Annotated in this window: 21 protein-coding genes; 6 read left to right on the forward strand and 15 right to left on the reverse strand. The window is 70.4% G+C overall.

The annotated features are described in order from the left end of the window. Nucleotides 1-45 precede the first annotated feature (45 nt). The 3 genes from RJT50_RS14120 to RJT50_RS14130 all read left to right on the forward strand — a co-directional run bounded on the left by RJT50_RS14120 (nt 46) and on the right by RJT50_RS14130 (nt 2,458). Nucleotides 46-654: a metal-dependent hydrolase gene (locus RJT50_RS14120; protein ID WP_313692155.1), complete on the forward strand. Its 609-nt coding sequence runs from the start codon at nt 46-48 to the stop codon at nt 652-654. A gap of 229 nt (nt 655-883) precedes the next feature. Next, complete coding sequence (locus RJT50_RS14125; RefSeq protein WP_313692156.1) at nt 884-1,738, forward strand: hypothetical protein; 855 nt, start codon at nt 884-886, stop codon at nt 1,736-1,738. Between the two features lie 147 nt (nt 1,739-1,885). Next, complete coding sequence (locus tag RJT50_RS14130; protein ID WP_313692157.1) at nt 1,886-2,458, forward strand: DUF2238 domain-containing protein; 573 nt, start codon at nt 1,886-1,888, stop codon at nt 2,456-2,458. Nucleotides 2,459-2,514: 56 nt separating this feature from the next. Here RJT50_RS14130 and RJT50_RS14135 read toward each other — a convergent pair whose 3' ends face one another. Further along, entirely contained in the window at nt 2,515-4,710 is a 2,196-nt protein-coding gene (locus RJT50_RS14135) for a beta-glucosidase (RefSeq protein WP_313692158.1), read from the reverse strand. A gap of 101 nt (nt 4,711-4,811) precedes the next feature. Further along, nucleotides 4,812-5,549 carry an SDR family oxidoreductase gene (locus RJT50_RS14140; RefSeq protein WP_313692159.1) on the reverse strand — a complete coding sequence of 246 codons (738 nt, stop codon included), beginning with the start codon at nt 5,547-5,549 and terminating at the stop codon, nt 4,812-4,814. A 185-nt stretch (nt 5,550-5,734) separates the two neighbouring features. Here RJT50_RS14140 and RJT50_RS14145 point away from each other — a divergent pair, with 185 nt between their 5' ends. Next, a complete protein-coding gene (locus RJT50_RS14145; protein ID WP_313692160.1) occupies nt 5,735-6,565 on the forward strand; it encodes an alpha/beta fold hydrolase in 831 nt (276 codons plus the stop codon). Between the two features lie 87 nt (nt 6,566-6,652). On the opposite strand, the gene RJT50_RS14150 is transcribed toward RJT50_RS14145, so the two are convergent. Further along, nucleotides 6,653-7,120: a DUF6220 domain-containing protein gene (locus tag RJT50_RS14150; RefSeq protein ID WP_313692161.1), complete on the reverse strand. Its 468-nt coding sequence runs from the start codon at nt 7,118-7,120 to the stop codon at nt 6,653-6,655. 194 nt (nt 7,121-7,314) lie between these two features. Here RJT50_RS14150 and RJT50_RS14155 point away from each other — a divergent pair, with 194 nt between their 5' ends. Next, nucleotides 7,315-8,760, forward strand: a complete 1,446-nt coding sequence (locus RJT50_RS14155) for an MATE family efflux transporter (RefSeq protein WP_313692162.1) — start codon at nt 7,315-7,317, stop codon at nt 8,758-8,760. A 46-nt stretch (nt 8,761-8,806) separates the two neighbouring features. Here RJT50_RS14155 and RJT50_RS14160 read toward each other — a convergent pair whose 3' ends face one another. From RJT50_RS14160 to RJT50_RS14215, 12 genes are all read right to left on the reverse strand, one after another. Further along, the gene (locus tag RJT50_RS14160; RefSeq protein ID WP_313692163.1) at nt 8,807-9,454 is read right to left on the reverse strand and encodes a sugar phosphate isomerase/epimerase family protein; all 648 of its coding nucleotides are present in this window, start codon (nt 9,452-9,454) and stop codon (nt 8,807-8,809) included. Between the two features lie 24 nt (nt 9,455-9,478). After that, nucleotides 9,479-10,111 (reverse strand): DUF8054 family protein, encoded by a 633-nt coding sequence (locus RJT50_RS14165; protein ID WP_313692164.1) that lies wholly within the window; start codon nt 10,109-10,111, stop codon nt 9,479-9,481. Beyond that, nucleotides 10,108-10,875, reverse strand: a complete 768-nt coding sequence (locus RJT50_RS14170; protein WP_313692165.1) for a nucleotide-binding protein — start codon at nt 10,873-10,875, stop codon at nt 10,108-10,110. The genes RJT50_RS14165 and RJT50_RS14170 overlap by 4 nt, the downstream gene beginning before the upstream one ends. A 187-nt stretch (nt 10,876-11,062) precedes the next feature. Continuing rightward, the gene (locus tag RJT50_RS14175; RefSeq protein WP_313692167.1) at nt 11,063-12,139 is read right to left on the reverse strand and encodes a sensor histidine kinase; all 1,077 of its coding nucleotides are present in this window, start codon (nt 12,137-12,139) and stop codon (nt 11,063-11,065) included. 303 nt (nt 12,140-12,442) lie between these two features. After that, nucleotides 12,443-12,643, reverse strand: coding sequence for an HVO_0649 family zinc finger protein (locus tag RJT50_RS14180; RefSeq protein ID WP_313692169.1), 201 nt, complete (start codon nt 12,641-12,643; stop codon nt 12,443-12,445). 84 nt (nt 12,644-12,727) lie between these two features. After that, nucleotides 12,728-12,976, reverse strand: a complete 249-nt coding sequence (locus RJT50_RS14185; protein WP_313692170.1) for a DUF3194 domain-containing protein — start codon at nt 12,974-12,976, stop codon at nt 12,728-12,730. 6 nt (nt 12,977-12,982) lie between these two features. Continuing rightward, entirely contained in the window at nt 12,983-13,366 is a 384-nt protein-coding gene (locus RJT50_RS14190; protein ID WP_313696029.1) for a prefoldin subunit beta, read from the reverse strand. Nucleotides 13,367-14,175: 809 nt separating this feature from the next. Then, entirely contained in the window at nt 14,176-15,678 is a 1,503-nt protein-coding gene (locus RJT50_RS14195; protein WP_313692172.1) for an aldehyde dehydrogenase family protein, read from the reverse strand. A 93-nt stretch (nt 15,679-15,771) separates the two neighbouring features. Further along, nucleotides 15,772-16,053 carry a KEOPS complex subunit Pcc1 gene (locus tag RJT50_RS14200; RefSeq protein ID WP_313692173.1) on the reverse strand — a complete coding sequence of 94 codons (282 nt, stop codon included), beginning with the start codon at nt 16,051-16,053 and terminating at the stop codon, nt 15,772-15,774. Between the two features lie 10 nt (nt 16,054-16,063). Further along, nucleotides 16,064-16,198 carry a DNA-directed RNA polymerase subunit P gene (locus RJT50_RS14205; protein WP_179267030.1) on the reverse strand — a complete coding sequence of 45 codons (135 nt, stop codon included), beginning with the start codon at nt 16,196-16,198 and terminating at the stop codon, nt 16,064-16,066. Nucleotides 16,199-16,236: 38 nt separating this feature from the next. Then, nucleotides 16,237-16,542, reverse strand: coding sequence for an eL43 family ribosomal protein (locus RJT50_RS14210; protein WP_313692174.1), 306 nt, complete (start codon nt 16,540-16,542; stop codon nt 16,237-16,239). A 105-nt stretch (nt 16,543-16,647) separates the two neighbouring features. Beyond that, entirely contained in the window at nt 16,648-17,424 is a 777-nt protein-coding gene (locus RJT50_RS14215) for a DUF2103 domain-containing protein (RefSeq protein WP_313692176.1), read from the reverse strand. 290 nt (nt 17,425-17,714) lie between these two features. Between RJT50_RS14215 and RJT50_RS14220 the strand changes: the two genes are divergently transcribed. After that, nucleotides 17,715-18,938: an ABC transporter substrate-binding protein gene (locus RJT50_RS14220; protein ID WP_313692178.1), complete on the forward strand. Its 1,224-nt coding sequence runs from the start codon at nt 17,715-17,717 to the stop codon at nt 18,936-18,938. Nucleotides 18,939-19,089 lie beyond the last annotated feature (151 nt).

A 19,089-nucleotide genomic window follows, 5' to 3' on the forward strand; every position in this document is an offset into this window, starting at 1 on the left:
GGGGGCGACAGGCATATCACCTCCTACCCGCCTACGGAGGCCACGATGATGGCGACGACCCACGCGCTGGCCGGGATGCTGCTCGCGGTTCCCGTCTCCCTGGTGGCTCCCGAACTGGCACCCGCGGCGTTCGTCGCGGGCGGCGTCGGTGGGTTCGTCCCGGACCTCGACCTGTACGCCGGCCACCGGAAGACGCTCCACTACCCGGTGTACGGGTCGGTGGCCGCGGTGCCGGCCGTGGGCCTGGCCGCGCTCGTCCCGACCGAAGCGACGGTCGCGCTCGCGGCGTTTCTCGTCGGGGCCGCCCTCCACGCCCGCATGGACGTCTACGGCGGCGGCCTGGAACTCAGGCCGTGGGAGGGAACCTCCGAGCGGGCGGTGTACGACCACGCCCGCGGTCGCTGGCGGCGGCCGCGACGGGTCGTCCGCTACGACGGCGCGCCCGAGGACCTGCTGGTGTCGCTCGCGTTTTCGGCGCCGCTCCTCGTCGTCCTCGACGCCGCGCCGAACGTCCAGCCGGTCGTGTCGTCGCTGCTCGCCGTCTCGCTGCTGTACGTCGCCCTTCGAAAGCCGCTCGGCAGGCTCGCCGCCTCGCTCGCCGCGCTCGTTCCGGCCCGGGTTCGCGGCTACGTCCCCGACCGGTACTTCACCTGACCGCGGTCGCTCGTGGGTCGTCACTCGTGCTGGTGAGCCACGAAGCGTCGCCGGCGACGTCGAGTCGGTGAGTTTCCCCGGATTCGGGTCTCGAAACTCCACACGTGCCCTTGCTGACGGGCCTGATCGGGGACGTGCGTCCCGTCGCCGGGGAGTATCCGCTGAGAGAGGGGCTCTCTCACGGTCGGGTCACACAAAGTATTCAGGACGCCGGGAGCCGGGAACGGGCATGCAGCGACGCGCAGTGCTCGGTCTCTGTGGTGCCGGCCTCGCCGGCCTCGCCGGCTGTTCCTCGCGACAGGAGGGCGGGGCCGACACGCCGGCGAGCGAGACCGCCGTCTCGCCGACGGCGACTGCGACGACACACTCCGAGAGGGAGCTCACGGTCGAACTCGACGCGCTCCAGCCGGCACTCGTCGAACTGGACACCGACTACTACCGGCTGGTCGCGGAGCGCGACCGGCAGTACCTGGTCCTGTCCGTTTCCGTGGTTTCGGGGTCGCCCCCCTCGCGGTCGGCCCTCCGCTTCCGGTTCGACGGAACCGATCACGCGCCGAAAACGTGGGAACGAATCCCGGCACGCGGGTCCGACGGGTCGGACGACGAGCAGTACTCCGGCGAGAACGGGTCCGGCTGGGTCGCGTTCGAGATTCCCGCGACCGGCGACGCGAGCGACGCCGCGCTCGTCTGGCCGGGTGGCGAGTGGCGTCCCGACGACCGACTCCGGGAGCAACTTGACGCACCGTTGCCCTCGCTGTCGCTGGACGGGTGGCGTGTCGCGGAGACCGTCCCGCTGGGCGGCACCACGACGTTCGAACTCACGGTCCGCAACGAGGAGGACCGGACGGGCTGGTTCGTCGGCGGCATCAACGCGGACGGGTGGTTCCCCCACCGGCCCGTCGCACACGTCTCGCGTCAGATCCCTGCCGGCGAGACGGTCACGTGGGAGGTCCCGGGCGAATCGATCGACCTCCCGGGGGAGAGCTGGTCGGAACGCGTCGGGGACGGGGAGGCGGACGTCCACTACGAGCTGGTCTGGCCCGACGGCGACGAGTCGAAACCGGTCCGCGTCGTCGACGAATAGGCTCCCGCCGAGCCGCCCGACGGGCGCGGTCCGGCCTCCCTGGCGACCCTCGGAGCCGTCCCGGTCGGCTTCGAGGACCGGAACCACGGACGCCGTCCGCGACAGAATCTATTTGCCGTGCGGTCCCGTCTGCTGACGGGAGAACACGTGACGGATGCCAGCGAGAGCGGGCGCGGGCAGCACGTCGACCGGACGATCAGGGGCGGGATCCTGCTCGTGTTCCTGCTCGGGGTTCGACGGGGGAACCCGAACACGGCGATCAACGCGGTCGGCTCGCTCGCCGGCAGCTACCTCCCCGCTCTCGTCGAGGGGGAGTGTGGCGTCGAGTTGCGACCGTGGCAGCGCGCCTACGTCGAGACGGCGATGCTCACCCACGCCGTGGGGATGGCGGGACCGTACGACGACGTCTGGTGGTGGGACCACCTCACCCACACCCACTCGGCGACGGTGCTGGGCGGCATCGTCCACGCGGTCGCCAGCCGCCGCGGTCGGGAGCCCGGCCCGCGCGTGCTGGCCGTCGTGTTCGTCGGCGGCCTCGTCTGGGAGCTCGCCGAGTACGCCATCCACCTGGTGGCCGACCGCCTCGGGCTGGAGCCGCTGCTCGTCTTCTACGGCAGGCGGGACACCCTCCTCGACGTCTGCTTCAACCTCCTCGGCGCCCTCCTCGTGATCGCGTTCGGCGATCGGCTGCTGGGGAACCTCGCGCCGTCCGGCGAGTAGCCCGTCGCCGGTCGGTTCCCACCGGCCGAACCGGCACTTCAGGGGGCCCGTCACGGTCAGCGTTCGACGGTCACCGTGGCGCGAGCGTCCCGCGATGACCGGCCGAGTTCCACCGTGAACGCCACCGAGTCGACGGTCCACTCGCCCGCGTCCTCGTCGTAGTAGGCGAACGCCCTGTCGTCGAGATCCAGTTCGACGGTCCGCTCCTCGTCCGGATCGAGTTCGACGGACGCGAACCCGGCGAGTTCCCGCGGCGGTCGCGGGACGGCCGCGTCCTCGTCCCCGACGTACGCCTGGATCACTTCCCTGCCCGCGCGCTCGGCGACGTTCGCGACCGTCACCGAAACCGTCGCGGAGGCGTCCGTCGTCGATTCGACCGTCGCGTCGCGGTAGGCGAACTCGGCGTAGCTCAGCCCGTGTCCGAACGGGAAGGTCGGCTCGATCCCGTCCGCGTCGAACCCCCGATAGCCGACGAAGACGCCCTCGTCGTACTCGGCGACGGGGTACCCCTCGCCGCCGTCGACGCCCGGATGCCGCGTCCGCGAACTCGCCGGGTAGTCGCGCTCCGGCGCGAACGTGACCGGGAGCCGTCCGCCCGGGTCCGCGTCACCGTACAGCACGTCGGCGAGCGCGCCGCCGACCTCCTGCCCGGGGTACCACGCCGAAAGCGCCGCGTCCACCTCGTCGATCCACGGCAGTTCGACCGGTCCCGACGTCTGGAGGACGACGACGGTCCGATCGGCCGCCGCCGCGACCGATCTGACCAACTGATCCTGCTCGCCGGGCAGGGCGAGCGACTCCCGGTCCCGGGCCTCGGTGGCGACGTCCTGCACGACGACGACGGCGACGTCCGCGCTCCGGGCGGCCCGCTCCGCGTCGGCGACGTCGCGGCCGGCCCCCTCGTCGGAGAACGGGAGGTCGATCCCGAGCGAGAACGCGTCGAACATCGACGCGCTCTCGATCGGCGGGTGGCCGTACGCGGCCGTCACCGGCCCCTCCGCCCGGGCGCTGATCCCCTCGATCGGGCTCGTGGTGGTGACCGGCGTGACCTCCGAACTGCCGCCGCCGCCGACCGTCGCCTCGTCGACGTTCGGGCCGATCACCGCGACGGACGCCTCCTCGGCCAGCGGCAGGACCCCGCCGTCGTTCTCGAGGAGGACGGTCCCGCGGGTGGCGATCCTGCGCGCGAGGTCGCGGTGGCTCCCGGGCGGCGTGCCGGCCGGACGGTCACCGTCGAGGGAGCCGACCCGGTCGTGGAGGGTGAGCACGCGCCGGACCATCTCGTCGAGCCGCTCTTCCGGGAACGTCCCGTCCGCCATCGCGGCCGGAAGCTGCTCGGCGAACAGCGACTCCGTGGGGTTCGGGATGCCGCCGCCCGAGATCGCCCGGCGCAACAGCGGCTCCGCCACGTCGCCGGGGCCGGGAACCGCGTCGGGCCAGCGGTCCTCTATCGTGGCGAGTCGGCCGAACCCGCCGAAGTTCGCCAGCAGCATGTCGAACACGCCGACGCCCGGCATCTCCAGGTCCGTGCCGGCCCGCGCCGCGGCGACCCCGTCGTTCACCGCCCACCAGTCCGACATGACCGGGCCGTCGAACCCGAACTCGTCCTTGAGGACGTCGGTCAGGAGCCGCTCGTGTTCGGTCGCGTGGACGCCGCCGATCCGGTTGTACGCGGCCATCACCGACCCGACGTCCGCCTCGGCCGCGGCCTCGAACGCGGGCAGGTAGAGCTCGCGCAGCGCCCGCTCGCCCACCTCGGCGCTCACCGTCGCACGGTCGGCTTCCTGGCTGTTTGCGACGTAGTGTTTGGCCGTCGCGGCGACGCCACGCGACTGGATCCCCTCGATGGTCGGCCCGACGATGCGCGCCCCGTGGTGGGGGTCCTCGCCGTAGTACTCGAATTTCCGGCCGCAGTGGGGTACCCTGATCAGGTTACACCCCGGGGCGAGGAGGACGTCCATCCCCTTCGCGCGCGCCTCGCAGCCGATCGCCTCGCCGAACTCCCGTGCGAGGTCGGGATCGAAGCTCGCGCCCAGCGCGAGCGAGGCCGGGAACGCCGTCGCCTCGTCGAGTCTGACCCCGAGCGGTCCGTCCGCCATCCGGAGGGGCGGGACGTCGAGCCGCTCGACCGGCGCGACGGTGCCCGTCGCCCGCCCCTCCTCGAGGCGGACCGTCCCCCGGATCAGGCTGAGCTTCTCGGAGCGCGTCAGTGCCTCGCAGCGTTCGTGCGCGGACTCGTCCTCGCTCGCCATGAAATATGTCCGTGGATAATTCATCGAGACCCGAGAAAAGTTCTTCGTGACACGTCGTACGACGTGGGATTTCCCTGATCGCTCTCCGTCGCCCCGGCCGGTCAGAAGTGCGCGAACTTGTCCCGGCGGTAGAGGTCGAGTTCGTTCACCGTGTCCGTCGCGGCCTGGCCCAGACAGAACCGCACCGCCTCCGCGATGGCCCCCGGATCGGTCACGTCCTCGGAGTCGAACCGCTCCTCGAACGGGTCGCCGTCCTCCGAGCCGAACTCGGTCCGCACCTCGGTCGGGTTGACGACCGACACCGCGACGCCCTCGTCGCCGACCTGGGCCGCGAGGCTGTGGGCGAACCCGCGGACGCACCACTTGGTCGCGGCGTACACCGGGTTCGCCGGACGGGGGTACTGGCCGGCGAAGCTGCCGACGAAGACGACCGTGCCGTCGGTCTCGTGGAGGTGCGGGAGCGCCGCGCGGGTCGCGTAGAACGTGCCGGTGACGTTCACGTCCAGCATCGTGTGGTACTCCTCGTCTGTCAACTCGGCCACCTCGCCGCCGCGTGCGAGGCCGGCGTTGTTCACCAGGCCGTCGAGGCCCCCGAACTCCTCGACCGACGCCTCGATCAGGGCCTCCACCTGCGCCCGGTCGGTGACGTCGGTCCGGACCGGCCGCACCGCCACGTCGTGTGCCCCGGTCAGTTCGTCCGCGATGGTCTCCAGCCGGTCGAGCCGGCGGGCGCCGAGGACGAGGTTCGCCCCCGCCTCCGCGAGCGCCCGCGCCGTCGCCGCCCCGATTCCCGAACTGGCACCGGTGAGTACGATCGCGTCGCCGTCGAGGTCCTGCATCGTGGAGCCCATCGCGGGCCGTCTCAAAGTGGTTTCCCCCGAACCGACGCGGCGGCGGACGGTCGAGCCGACGCCTGCAGTACCGTTATGGGCCGTCGTTCCCACCGCGAGCCGTGGACGAACCGGAACTCGGATCGACGCGACGATCGGAAGCCCCTTCAGAATCCACCACTGACCAACGGTTGGTGCCCTCCACGCCGCCTCGAGACGCCGACCTCCGGACGGAAGAGTACGCCCTCTCGGACGGCCGGACGCTCGCGTGTACCATCGGCGGTGATTCACGCGGGCATCCCGTGGTCGCTCACCACGGGACCCCGGGCTCCCGGTTGTTCGCGGCCTTGCTGTCCGAGCAGGCCGCCGAGGAAGGCGTCCTGCTCGTCGTCCCTGACCGTCCGGGATACGGCCGCTCGTCGTCGCCACCGCCGGACTGGACATGGAGTGACTGGCGAGACGACCTGGAAGAACTCCTGGATGCGGCGTCGATCGACCGGGCCGGCGTTCTCGGGTTCTCCGGCGGTGGCCCGTTCGCACTCGCGGCCGCGAACGGCGACCGAGCGACCCGGCTCGGGCTGATCAGTCCCGTCGTTCCGCCGGCCGAGAACGGCCTCACCGCGCTCGCCACGGTTCCGTTCGCGCTCCGCGTGTTCTTTCGACTCTCGAAGGCGGTCGCGTCGATCACGGGACCTGACGCCATCGTCAACCAGTACACCGACCGGTCGGTGTCGGGGCCGGTTTCGAACGCCGTCGCGGACGACTTTCACGAGGCCCTCCGACCGGGGGCGAGCGCGGTCGCGCGCGAGACGCGGACGTTCGCGACCGGGTCGCTCGAACCGGATCGCCCGGACGTCCCGATTCGTGGCTGGCACGGTACCCGGGACGAGAACACGCCGCTGGCTCCCGCCCGGAGCCTGATCGAAGCGCTCGACGGGACGCTAGCGACCCCCGACGCCGATCACCTCGGGACCCTCCTCGACCGTCGGCAGGACGCGCTCGAGTGGCTCAGCGCGGAGGAGTGACCGGCGCGAACCGATCGGCGAGTCGCCAGTAGTGCCGTTTCGCCCACCTCGGCGGGCCTCGTTCGGGCGATTCAGCGACGCCAGCGGTCAGGTATCACAGCTCCCCGACGCGACCGACCACGCGCGTCCCGTCGCGAGCGCCGAGACGAGGACGATCAACACCGCGTTCACCGGATGGACCGCGGCGACCAGCGAGTCCGACATGCTCGCGGTCGCGTACTGCGCCGAGACCAGCGCGAACAGCCCGGCCGGTGCCAGCTTCGGGAACCGGGGGAGCCGCCCGACCAGGCCGAGGAGGAGCAACACCAGGAGTAGCGGCTCGAAGAGGTGGACGAACCCCGCGTGTAGCCGCCAGTTGGCCGGGTCGACGAAGACGGCAATCCCAGCGAGGTACGTCTGCGCGAGGACACAACAGGTGAAGACGGCCGCGACGAGAACGTAGCCGAGCCGCGCCCACGCGACCGGCCTCGAGCGCGCGGTCGTCGTCTCCCGCGTTCGGTGGTCCCCGGTTCGATCGTCCCCGGTTCGCCCGGTCCGTGCGGATTCACGATCCATCTCGGTCGTTCCATCCGACCGTGGGGCGGTAAGCCGACCAGCCGATTCGTCGGGAGCGCGTCCGTGGGGAGCAGTTAAATACGAGAACGGCTCGCCCGCGACGAATCGACCCCGGCGGTTCGCGTCGACGAACCGGCGACCCCGTCGCCGAACGGAAACCACTTGGTCACCGCCTGACCAGTATCGGTCTCCACGTGTCGAAGATTCCGAACCCCCTCCGCTCGCTCGTCCTCGCCATCGGGCTGTCGCTCTCCCGGCTCGGCCTGCTCACCGAGCACCGCGCGCGCCGCATCACCGACCTCTCCTGGCCCCGCATCCTCACCGGTCTCGCGCGGATGTCGAAGAACGCCGTCGACGTCGCCATGGTCGGCATCGCGCTCGGCCCCGCGGCGATCGCGGGCGTCGGCTTCGCCTCGCCCTACTGGGGGCTGGCGTTCTCGCTCGGCGGCGGCATGGCCGCCGGCACCATCGCGCTCGTCTCCCAGCGCTACGGTGCCGACGCCCACGGCGGCCTCGGGCAGGCGGTCCGGTCGAGCGCGCTCGTGGTGCTCGCCGTCTCGCTGCCCGTGGCACTGCTGTTTCTCGCCGTTCCCGAGCGCCTCGTCGGCGTCGTCAGCGACGACGCGGTCGCGGTCGGCTACGGCGCGGACTACCTCCGGGTCGTCGCGCTGGGCGTCCCGTTCGCGGGGCTGAACCTCGTCGCCAGCCGGGTGTACATCGGCGCCGACGACGCCTGGACGCCGATGGTGCTCCGGGCCGGCGGCGCGGTCGCGAACATCCTCATCAACGCCGTGCTCATCTTCGGCTTCGACATGGGCGTCGTCGGCGCGGCGACCGGGACGGTCGTCTCGAACGCGGTCGTGACCCTCACCTTCTCGGGCGGCCTCGTCGCCGGCAGGCTCCCGGTGCTGGGCGACTTGCCCGTCCGGATCGATCCCCGGGGGGCGTACCTCGACCGCGGAACGGTCCGCCAGATCGTCGAGATCGGGACGCCGGTCGTCGGCCGCAACCTCGTCTGGACGGTCGCGGAGTTCCCGATGCTCGCCATCGTCGACGTCTTCGGGCGCGACACCGTCGCCGCGTTCGTCGTCTCCCGGCGCATCTGGGGGCTGATGAACACGCCGGGCTGGGGCTTCGGGCTCGCCTCCTCCAGCCTGGTCGGCCAGCACCTCGGCACCGACGACGAGACGACCGCCGAGGCGTACGGCCGCGAGATCATCCGCTTTGCGGTCGCCACGTACCTCGTCTCCGCGCTCCTCGTGTTCGCGTTCGCCCGGCCGATCGTGGTGACGTTCGTCGGCGACCCGACCGCCGGGTCGGTGGAGCCGGCGGTCGCGCTCGTCCGGGCCGCCTGCGTCGCGGTCGTGCTCCAGGGCGTCTCCGGCGGGGCCGCGGGTCCGCTGGACGCGAGCGGCGACACCCGGTGGCCGTTCCTCAGTCAGGCGGTCGGGATGTTCTGCGTCTCCATCCCGCTTGCGTACCTCGGCGCGACCACCTCGCTCGGCTTTCTCGGCCTCCAGCTCGCGTTCCTCGCGGAGACGAGCGTGCCGGCCGCGCTGAACTACTACCGCTTCCGAACCGGGAAGTGGAAGGCGGTAAGTCGAGGCTACCGGCCGGACGCGGCCGCGGGCGGCGACTGAAGCCGGAGGGTACCGCCCGGGCCGTCCCGGTGACCGCCGACGCCTGTCAGTAGCGTTCGACGGCGCGCAACGCCGATCGCTGGTGTTCGGGCATCACCTCCAGGACGACGTCGCCGTCGAACCGAGCCCGGAGCACCCGAGTCAGCGCCGCCATGTCCATCTCGCCCTCGCCGAAGGGAACGCCGTCGGCGGTCGGGGTCGAATCCGTGAGGTGGACGACCCGGATGGCGTCGCCGTGCGTCTCGAGTAGCGACTCGGTCCGTGCGACGTAGTCGGCGTGGGCCATGTACAGGTGGGCCGTGTCGAGGACGAGATCGTGGCCCCGGTCGAGGACGGTCGCCTCCAGATGGCGGACGCTCGTCCCGGGGTTGTTCTCGAAGCCGAACCGGGAGAGGTCGAGGGCAGCGAGTTCGGGGACGTGCATCGGCTGGAGGTACTGCGAGTGAACCACGAGGTAGGCGTCGAGCGCGGACGCGAGGTCGTCGGTCCGCTCGATCAGGCCGAACTCGTCGGCGGTGACGTGTGGCGTGTGGACCGAGGCCACCTCGACGGGCGAGTCGGCGACGGCGTCGCTTATCGCCGTCGGGTCCGCGAGGTATCGGCGCGGAAGGTGGAGTTCGACCGCCTCGAACCCGTCGTCGGCAGCAGCACGGAGCTCCTCGAGGTCCGGGGGGCACTTTCCGATGACGCGCACACTCGATCGGCCCCCGAGAACGGCTTATCGGTTTCGGCCGTCGGTCCCGGAGTCGCCTTCCCCGCGACCGTCGTCTCCCGTCTCGGAGACCAGTTCCCCGTCGAGCCCCCACTCGGCCGCACGCCGCTCGGCCTCCTCCCGGGCCTCCCGCCTGATGGCGTCCACGCGCTCCTCGTCGGCCAGAAACGCGGCGAGCGCGTCGTGTTCCGTCTCGTCGTCGCGGCGCTCGGCCGGCGCCCGATCGCTCGTCCGCTCGGCCAGCCCCGCGTCGTCGGCCAGTTCCCGTGCCGGCCCGCCGGGCGCGACGCGGAGCGGGTCACAGTCGTGAACGGGAGCGAGTTCGCCCGCCGGAAGCCGGTACGAGGACGCCCGTACCGGGCCCGTCCCCGCGAGCGACGCGAGCGCGGCCGGCCCGCCGGCGTCCGAGTCGAGTTCGTAGGCGAGCACCGGCACCCCTGCCTCGAGCGTGATGACGCCGCGCTCGGCCCCGTCGAGCAACAGCGTCGCCTGCGGTTCGAGCACGAGATAGCCCGTCAGGCTCCGATCCAGCGCGTCCCGCAACGGGTCGGCCACGTCCGAGACGACGCGAGCGGCGAGCAGGTCCCCCCGAGGCACCGACACCGGCGAACGCGACTCGGCGAGCACGTCGCCGCTCATGGCCGATTGGGGACCACCGCGCTCCGGAACCGGTCGGCGACGTCGCCCGCCTCGCCCGGTCGCGGGTCGAGGCGCGCCGTGGCGTCCCGGAACGCCCCCGCTGCCGCCGAATCGGGTGCGTGCGCGAGCAGCGGGACGCCCGCGTCGCGGGCCGCCCGCGCGGCGTCGCTGTCCGGGACCGCCCCGAGCGCTTCGCCGCCGAAGTAGCGCTCGGCCTGGTCGGCGACGCTCCCGAGGTCGCCGTGGACCTTGTTGAACAGCACGCCCGCCGTCTCCGTGCCGTACGAGCGGGCGTACTCCTGGACCTTCAGCCCGTCCGAGAGCGAGGGGATGGTGGGCTGGAGGACGACCACGACCCGGTCGGCCAGCACCACCGGGAGGACGGCCGACTTCGAGGCGAGCGTCGCCGGCGAGTCGAGGAGGATCACGTCCGCGTCCGCGGCGAGGTCGGCGACGACCGACCGAAGGCGCTCGGGATCGGCCGCCTCGAACGCCGCGAGGCTCGTGCCGCAGGGGACGACGCGCATGCCGTGGCGCTCGTAGGTCGCGTCCGCGACGTCCGCGGCCGTCCCCTCGACGAGCAGGTCGTGGAGGGTGACCGGCGCGTCGTCGAGGCCCGCGTGGAACAGCAGGTTCGCCATGCCGGTGTCGGCGTCGACGACGGTCACGTCATAGTCGGCCGCGAGCGCCATGCCGAGCGCGAGCGTGCTCGTCGTCTTCCCCGTCCCCCCCTTGCCGCTCGCCACGGCGAACGCTTCGACCATGGGCGGGATGGTGCTCGCCCGTACAAATAATTTCGCCGTTCCGCCCGCGAAAGGTGTTCGGGCCGGCCTACCGGGGCGGCCACGCGCCCGGGGGACGCGGCCAAACGCTCAGTATCGCTCGTACCGCTTGTGTTCCAGGATGGAACGGTCGCAAGGCGACGGGAAACGGCGACCGGACGACTGCCGGTTACGCGACGGGCAGCCGCAGTCGGACCGCCACCCCTTCCGGCTCCCGGTTCTCGAACTCCGCGCGACCCCCGGACGCGTCGAGCACCCAGTAGATGACCCACAGCCCCAGCCCGGTCACGTGCTGGAGGGGAAGTTCCCGGTCGCTCGTGAGGACCGCGAGCTCCTCCTCGGGAACGTGTGAGCCGTCGTCGACGACTTCCAGCGTCGCCCGTCCCGCCCCCTCGTCGACGTCGATCGAAACCTCGACCGACAGCTCGTCGGTCGGGTTGTGGACGGCGGCGTTGTCGAACGTCTCCCGAATGGCGAGGTGGAGATGCCGGCTGGCCTCGACGCTCACCCCGTCCGGGAGGTCGGTCTCGACCGACACCTCGGGACACGCCCGGCGGAACGCCTCCACCTCCTCCCGCGTGACCGCCCCGAGGTCGACGACCTCGGTCTCACCGTGCTTCCAGAGCTCGGAGAGCAACTGGACGTTCTCCGAGAGCCGATGCACCCGGTTGACGTGTGCGTCGACGGTGTCGAGTCGCCGCCGTCGGTCGGCCGAGTCGGTCGAGTCGGTCAGGTCATCCAGCAGCCCGCGAACGACGGTGACCTCGTTCCTGATGTTGTGCCGGAGCACCCGCTGGAGGATGGTGAGCCGTTTCGTCTGCAGCTCCAGTTCGGCCCGTTCGCGCTCGACCGCCGTGAAGTAGTAGCCGACGAGCGCACCGCTGCTCGTCCCCAGACACCAGCTGATGAAGAGGATGAACCAGGCTTCCCCCGTGGGTTCGGCCGTGATCCCCCTGAGCAACAGAAAGAGGGTCCCGAGCAGGCCGACGATCGCGCCGAGCCCCAGACTGACGATGAGGATCCGATACACGTCCGCCGCCGGGAGCCGCTCCGCGACGGCCCTGTGGCCGACGAAGAAGACGGCGGCCGCGAACACGAGCAGGATCGAAGCCTCCACCAGTTCCACGGCGAGGACCTCGCGGTCCACGAGGACGTGGATGCCCGAGAGGAGGACCATGACCGCCCCCAGCAGGTGGACGAGATATCCGACGGTCGGGGTGAGCCGGCCGGCCCGCTGGGTGGACATTTCGGCCTCACTTTTTTACCCGGGTAAATATAACTATGCAAAGGTGTTCCTCTCCATTCATCTCCGGTCGACCGCCCGGGGCCAGGCTCACAGTTAACCGCCGTCGCAGAGTCGGTACGCACGTGCAGCGTGCAGGACCCCAGCGCGACCAGCGGTGGTCGTTCCACCGGGGGTTCGTCCTCGCCGCAGTAGGCGTCGCTGTTCGGCCCCGTGCTCGTCGCGTCACTGGTCGGCGTACTGTGGGTCGCGCGACGGCCCGGCTAGGAGGACTCTCGGGACCCGGATCAATCGAGTCGACGGGGGTCACCCGAGCCGGAACTCGCGCCGTTCGGTGGCGCCACAGCGCGAGCAGACCCGGCGATAGACGAGCCGACCCTCGCGGTAGCGCGTCGTCCACTCGCCGGCCGCCTCGGCGGTCCCGCAGGCCTCACAGCGCTCGGTCCCGTCGAGGCGGTCCCGGTAACGCTCGAGCACGGTGGTTCCGCGTTTCGGTGCGGATGCCATGTGCTAACAGTACGTGAACAGCCGGCAAAAATTGCTAGGACCGTTCATCCGCCGGTCGCCGCCGCCGGACCGGTCAGGGTCGCCCTACTCGCCGAACAGGTCGTCGACGGCGTCGCGCGCCGCGCGCGCCGCCTCGTCGGCGACCTCGTCGGCGTCCGCCTCGGCGTCTTCCGGCGGGTTGACGTACACGTCGACCTCGAGGACGCCGTCCTCGAAGGTGACCGCCACGTCGAAGTCCGTCAGGTCGGCCTGGCGGTAGCGCGAGAGGACGACCCCCTCGGCCGCCTCGGAGGCCGTCTCGACGACCGCCTCGTCGCTCGGTTCGCCTGCCATCGCCCCTTACGCGCCGCCCGCGCCGCCGGGACCCATGCCGGCCGGGCCGCCGCCGGCACCGCCCTGCAGCATCTGCTGGAGCTCGGACTGGAGGTCCTCGAACTGCTCCTGGACGCGCTCCTCCTGCTTGTCGAAGCGCTCGGCGCGCATCTCCAGGGTGTCGACCTTCTCCTCGAGGTCCTCGTACGCCTCGTCGTAGTCGGTCTCGACGAGGAGTTCGCCGACCTCGCGGTACATCGGGGTGTCCTCGTCGATCTCCTCGAGCGCTTCGAGGGCGGTCTTGGACTCCGAGAGCGAGCTCTCGGTGGACTGTTTCTGCTCCGCGAGCTGCTGGGCCTGCTCCTGCAGGTCCTGCAGCTCCTCGATCTTCTCCTGCGCCTCCGGCGGCATGTTGCCCTGCATGAACGGGTAGTCGGGCTTCGGCCTGAAAAACCCGGTTATTGTGGGACGAAGGGGTTCGGACGTGTGTGGAATCGGGCAGGCATCCGGTCGGGAACGCCTCAGGATGGGTTTGCTTTGCCGGGTAGGGTAGAGAACAGTCTTCGAACGCCGCCGGCTGGCTACAAGTCTGGTGTGTCGCATTCGGTCCTGTCTCGGGTGTCGTGACGGCCGCCTCGAAAGCCCCCGGCTGGGTACGCTACCGGAAGACGGTCCTCCTCGCTGCGCTCGTCGGCTGCGACTTCCGTTGTCACCCTCGCTGCGCTCGCGTGACTCCCGCGGACCGCGCTGCGCTCCTCGTCACTCGCTTCGCTCGTTCCTGCGATGCTTGCGGGTCCGGGGTTCGCGTACCCAGCCGGCCCCTTTCAGTCCTACCCACCGCACCCGCACAGCACCGCAGCCACAGCCTCCCCAGCCGATTCCCTCGTCGCTGCGCTCCTCGCTCATCCCTCGCGCGCGTCTGCTCGCCCTCCGGGCTCGCCGCTACGCGCGCCACCGCACACGCCCAACCAGTCCACGTGGCGCGCGGCGGCCGAGAGAAGCGAGGACGCTCGTGCGAGGGACGAGCACCGCAGCGGGCGCGAGGAGCGCAGCGGCCGCACCGAGCCGAGAACGGCGGGGGCTTTCGAGGCATGCGTCACCACAACCGAACCAGCCCTCGAACCGAACGTAGCGGGGGCATTCGAGGTCAGCGTCGGCCGCCTAACCACCGGATCGAAACCGAACGCTACCGAAAAACGCGACCAACAGCGAACCGAAACTCACCGAAGCGAGACGTCGATGCTCTTCGTCCGCGTGTAGTGGTTCACCGTCTCGAACGCCGTTTCCCGGCCGATGCCGGACTGCTTGTAGCCGCCGAACGGCATCCCGGCCGGGAAGTCCTGGTACTGGTTCACCCAGACGGTGCCGGCCTCGATGTCCTTGGCCGTCCGGTAGGCCGTCTCGATGTCGGTGGCGAGCACGCCGGCCGCGAGGCCGTAGTCGACGTCGTTCGCGAGCGTCATCATCTCGTCGTAGTCGTCCCAGCGGAACACCTCCAGCACGGGGCCGAAGATCTCCTGCTGGACCGTGTCGCTGTCGTGATCGAGCCCCTCGACGATGGTCGGGGCGACGAAGCTCCCGCCCGCGAGGTCGGGGTCCTCGACCGGTTCCCCGCCCGTGAGGAACGTCGCGCCCTCCTCGCGCGCGTCCTCGACGAACGACATCGTGCGGTCGACCTGCTCGGGCGAGACCTTCGGACCGAGGCGGGTGTCACGCTCCAGCGGGTCGCCCATCGTCAGCCCCTCCGCCGCCTCGACGAGCGCGTCGAGGAACTCGTCGGCGACGTCCTCGTGGACGAACAGCCGCGAACCCGCAGTACAGCACTCGCCGGTGTTGTAGAAGATGGCGAGCACCGCCGCGCGGACCCCCTTCTCGACGTCGACGTCGGGGTGGACGACGAGCGGGCTCTTCCCGCCGAGTTCGAGCGTCACGTCGGCGATTCGCTCGGCCGCGGCCTTCATCACCTGCTTGCCGACCGGGGTGGAGCCGGTGAACGCCACCTTGCCGACGTCCGGGTGTTCGGTGAGCGGCGCGCCCGCCTCCTCCCCGAAGCCCGTGACGACGTTCACCGCGCCGTCGGGAAGGACGTCGCCCAGGATCCCGGCGAGCTTCAGCGCCGACAGCGGCGTCTCCTCGGCGGGCTTGAGCACGACCGCGTTGCCCGCCGCGAGCGCCGGCGCGAGCTTCCAGGCCGCCATCAGCAGCGGGAAGTTCCAGGGGGTGATCTGGCCGACGACGCCGAACGGCTCCTGGACCGTCGAGACGTGCCGCGGGCCGTCGTCGGCCGGCAGCGTGATGCCCTCGTCGAGCCGCGTCGCCGCCGCGAAGAAGCGGAAGTGGTCGGCCGCGACCGCGACGTCGCCGAACGACTCGCCCGTCGGCTTCCCGTTGTCGAGCGACTCCAGCATGGCGAACGCCTTGCGCTCGGCCTCGATGCGGTCGGCGATCTCGTGGAGCAGTCGCTGGCGGTCGCTCGCGCCCTGCTCGCCCCACTCGCCCTCGTACGCCTCGCTCGCCGCCCGGACCGCGCGGTCGACGTCCTCCGGTCCGCCCGCGGGGACGTCCGCGAGCACGTCGCCCGTGGTCGGGTCGCGCGTCTCGAACGTCTCGCCGCTCGCGGCGTCGACGAACTCGCCCCCGATGAACAGCCCGAGCTCCTCGGGCACGACCTCGGCCGCCGTCTCCTCGTGCTTCTGTCGGATCGACTCCGCGGTGTCTCCCATACCTCTCCTCGGCACCCCCGTCGCAAAAATTGCGGTGTGAGACGATTCCGCACGGGCGCGCCGATCGGCGGGCGAACGACCGCAGACTCCCGGTTACTCCGCGGCGGAAGCGCCCTCGCTTGCGAGCCCGCAGACGTCCTCGGCCACGGTCAGCAGCCGTGCCCACGTGTTCGTCCCGGCGCGGAGCGCGACGAGGTCCCGTGCGCCGATCTCGACCGAGACGGTCCGGCCGTCGCGCGAGACGGTCGCCCGCGAGCGGTCGTCGTCCACCTCGCCGACCTCGACGGCGACCGCGTCGTGCACGTCGCGTGCGCGTCGCTCGTCGGCGTAGGAAACGGAGAAAACTGCGTCGTGTGCGGGGCCGTCCTCGGGCATCGGCTGACGGCTACTCGACGTCGACTTCCTTCACGACCGGGGCGCGCTCCTTGAGGAGCACGCGGTGCCCGCAGTAGGGGCAGCGGACGCCGCCGTACTCGTCGAGTTCGACGTCGCGCTTGCAGCGGGAGCACTTGTAGCTCATTGGTGTGTGGTGGGGGTGGAGGTACTTGGACGTGCGGATTACTCCTCGTCCGCCTCGGCGTCGACCTCGACGTCGGCCGCGCCCTCGCCCTCGAGTGCCGCGCGGATGGACCGCCGGACGCCCCGGCCGCCGGGGGTCTGCGGGCGGTACGCGCCGCCGGTGAACGTCTCGCCGGTCTCCTCGTTGACCCAGACGCCGGTGCCGACCCGCTTGACCGAGTCGCCATCGACCGTCGCGGACTCCATCTCCGCCTCGATCTCGGCGACGCGCTTGCGAGCGACACGCCCGTATCGGGCGCCGAACCGCCCGGCGCTGCCGACCTTCCGTGCCTTGGATTCAGCCATAGTAGCCGTGGATTCGGCGGTCGCGGGTAAAAACCCCGCGAAATCACCCGCGGCGGCGGGCAGGCGGCGTCGCCGGGATCGTCCCGGATCGGTTCGACGCCCGCCTCAGGCGAACTCGTCGTCCGCGAGCGCCTCGTTGAGGTCGTCCCGGACGAGTTCGCCCGTCTCGCGGTCCCCGGCGGTCGTCACCACGCGGTTCTCCTGCACGCTCGACCCGTCACGCAACAGCAGCCTGACGTTGCCGTGCTCGTCGGCACGGGTCACTTTGGCGCGCAGGCCCGTCCGCGACCCGGACCCGCCGGCGTCGATGGGACCGGGGATGAGCTTCTTGACGTGCGGGTGGGCGGCGACGGACCGGATCGCCTGCCAGCCCTTGCGTCCGCCGATGAGCGTCGAGTGGGCCCCGCCGAGTTTCTCCGCGGGCGCGGCCTCGACGACCTCCAGGGACGGTTCGCCGTGCCGGGCCAGCACGGTCTCGACGGGGTCCTCGTCCGGGACGCGGTAGAACTCGTAGTGGAGTTGCGCGCGGGTCTCCCGGAGCGGGTCGCGCTCACCCGCGGCGTACACGGTTTCGGGGCGCTTTCGCCTGATCTCGTCGGCGACGCGGCCCGCGTAGTTCCGGAGTTGCGTCTGTGCGGTGCGCTCGCCGTCGTCGGCGATCGTCGTCACCGCAGTCTCGCCGAGGATCGCCCGCTCGGGGTCGGACTCGGTCGAGTCCTCGGCGAACGTGCCGTCGGCATCGGCCGCCTCGCCGTCGAGCATCGTGAGCGTCGCCCGCTCCGGGCCGAAGACGACGACGACGGCGTCGCAGTTGGCGGTCGAACAGCGCAGACAGTAGTCCCCGGGCCGGTCGAGGGCCGCGCTGCACCGCCGACAGTTCATGCTCGACGGGAGGTGGCGGTTCCGGATAAGCGCGTCCGTTCGGCGGCCATGAATCTTATTTTGCTATATGAAATTCGTGGAAAGAGAGTCATACAGCTTCGAAAGGGAGCACAGAAGAGAACCGATTTGCGTTCCTCTTTCGGACTCTTTTTCGCGTAAAAGTGACAGATGAGACAGAGGTAAGCGTGATAACCAAACAATGCCCGAAACTCGGAAGAATATCGACGCCGAGTGAGAATCGCATCCGCGAGATCGGAACTACTAATAGTATTTAGGCTAGCCTAAAATTTATGTCAGGCGACGACACGAAACACGGGAGGCCCACGCGACGCGACTACGTGAAGTACGGCGGCGCGGTCGTCGGCGGCGGGCTGCTTTCGGGCTGTACCGGGGAGTCGGAGGAAGTCTCGACGCCGACCGACACCGACCGGCACTCCACCGGGACGGCCGAGCCGACCGAGACGGACACGTCCTACGAAGCGTGTATCGAACCCGTCGGCTGTCATCGGTTCGAGGAGGAGCCGGAAACCTACATCGTGAACAACGGCGAGTGGGCGGACATGGCGTTCGCGCTCGGTCGGCGGGACGGCTTCCTCACCGCCACGAACATGATCCCCGGGTTCCTGTTCGAGCCGTTCGGGCTGGACGTGCCGCCACTCTCGGAAACCGAGTCGCTGTCGGCGACGAACTGGGACAAGGAGGTGTTCTACGAACTGGATCCGGACGTGATCCTGATGGATCCGAACTACATGCACAAGACCGGCTGGGACGACGCCTGGGGGGAGTCGGACACCGAGGAGATCAGCGATACCGTCGCTCCGTTCTTCGGGAACAACATTCTCCGCCGGCGAGAGTGGCACGACTACCGGCATTACTCCCTGTACGAGGCCCTCAAACGGCTCGCGGATCTGTTCAGGGAACGCGACCGATACGAGGCGCTCGAGGAGGTCCACGCGTCCGTCCAGGAGGCGGTTCGGTCCCGGCTCCCGCCCGCCGACGACCGCCCGGAGATCGCCCTGGTCAACAGCGCGTCGAACCCGAGCGATGGAACGTTCTATCCGATGCGAACCCAGGTCGAGGGCGTCGAGATGAAGCCGTACCGTGATCTTGACGTCGGCAGCGCGTTTTCCGCCGAGCACATCGAAGCGGTGACCATCGACTACGAGTATCTCCTGAAGATCGATCCGGAGATACTCGTGTTCCACTGGGGGGTCGGGACGACCGGCGACGCGGACAGCTTCTCCCCGGAGACGTTCCGTGAGCGGTACGTCGAACCGCTCGAAGCGGACCCGGTCGGGAGCCAGTTGACCGCCGTCCGGGAGGGCAACGTCTATCCCGGCGCGTTCGGCTCGCAGGGCCCGCTCGTGAACCTTCTCCAGACGGAGATGGTCGCCCAGCAGCTGTACCCGGCGGAGTTCGGCGAGTTCGAACCCGAGCGGTTCCCCGAGGTCGCCAGGGAGAAACAGCTGTTCGACAGGCAGCGCGTCGCGGACATCGTCAACGGCGACTTCTAACCGCGGAGTCGTTTGCTCCCCCCCGATCTCAGTTCAGTTACCAGCCGGTTTCTTTCCCGACTATACTGACAGGAAGGCAGGCAACAAGATTACCCCCGAGACGGTGGGATCCGTGATCGACAAGGTCCCGGGCGCTCTGTACTCCAGATGG

The sequence above is a fragment of the Halobaculum sp. XH14 genome, from assembly GCF_032116555.1.
Lineage (GTDB): Archaea > Halobacteriota > Halobacteria > Halobacteriales > Haloferacaceae > Halorarum > Halorarum halobium.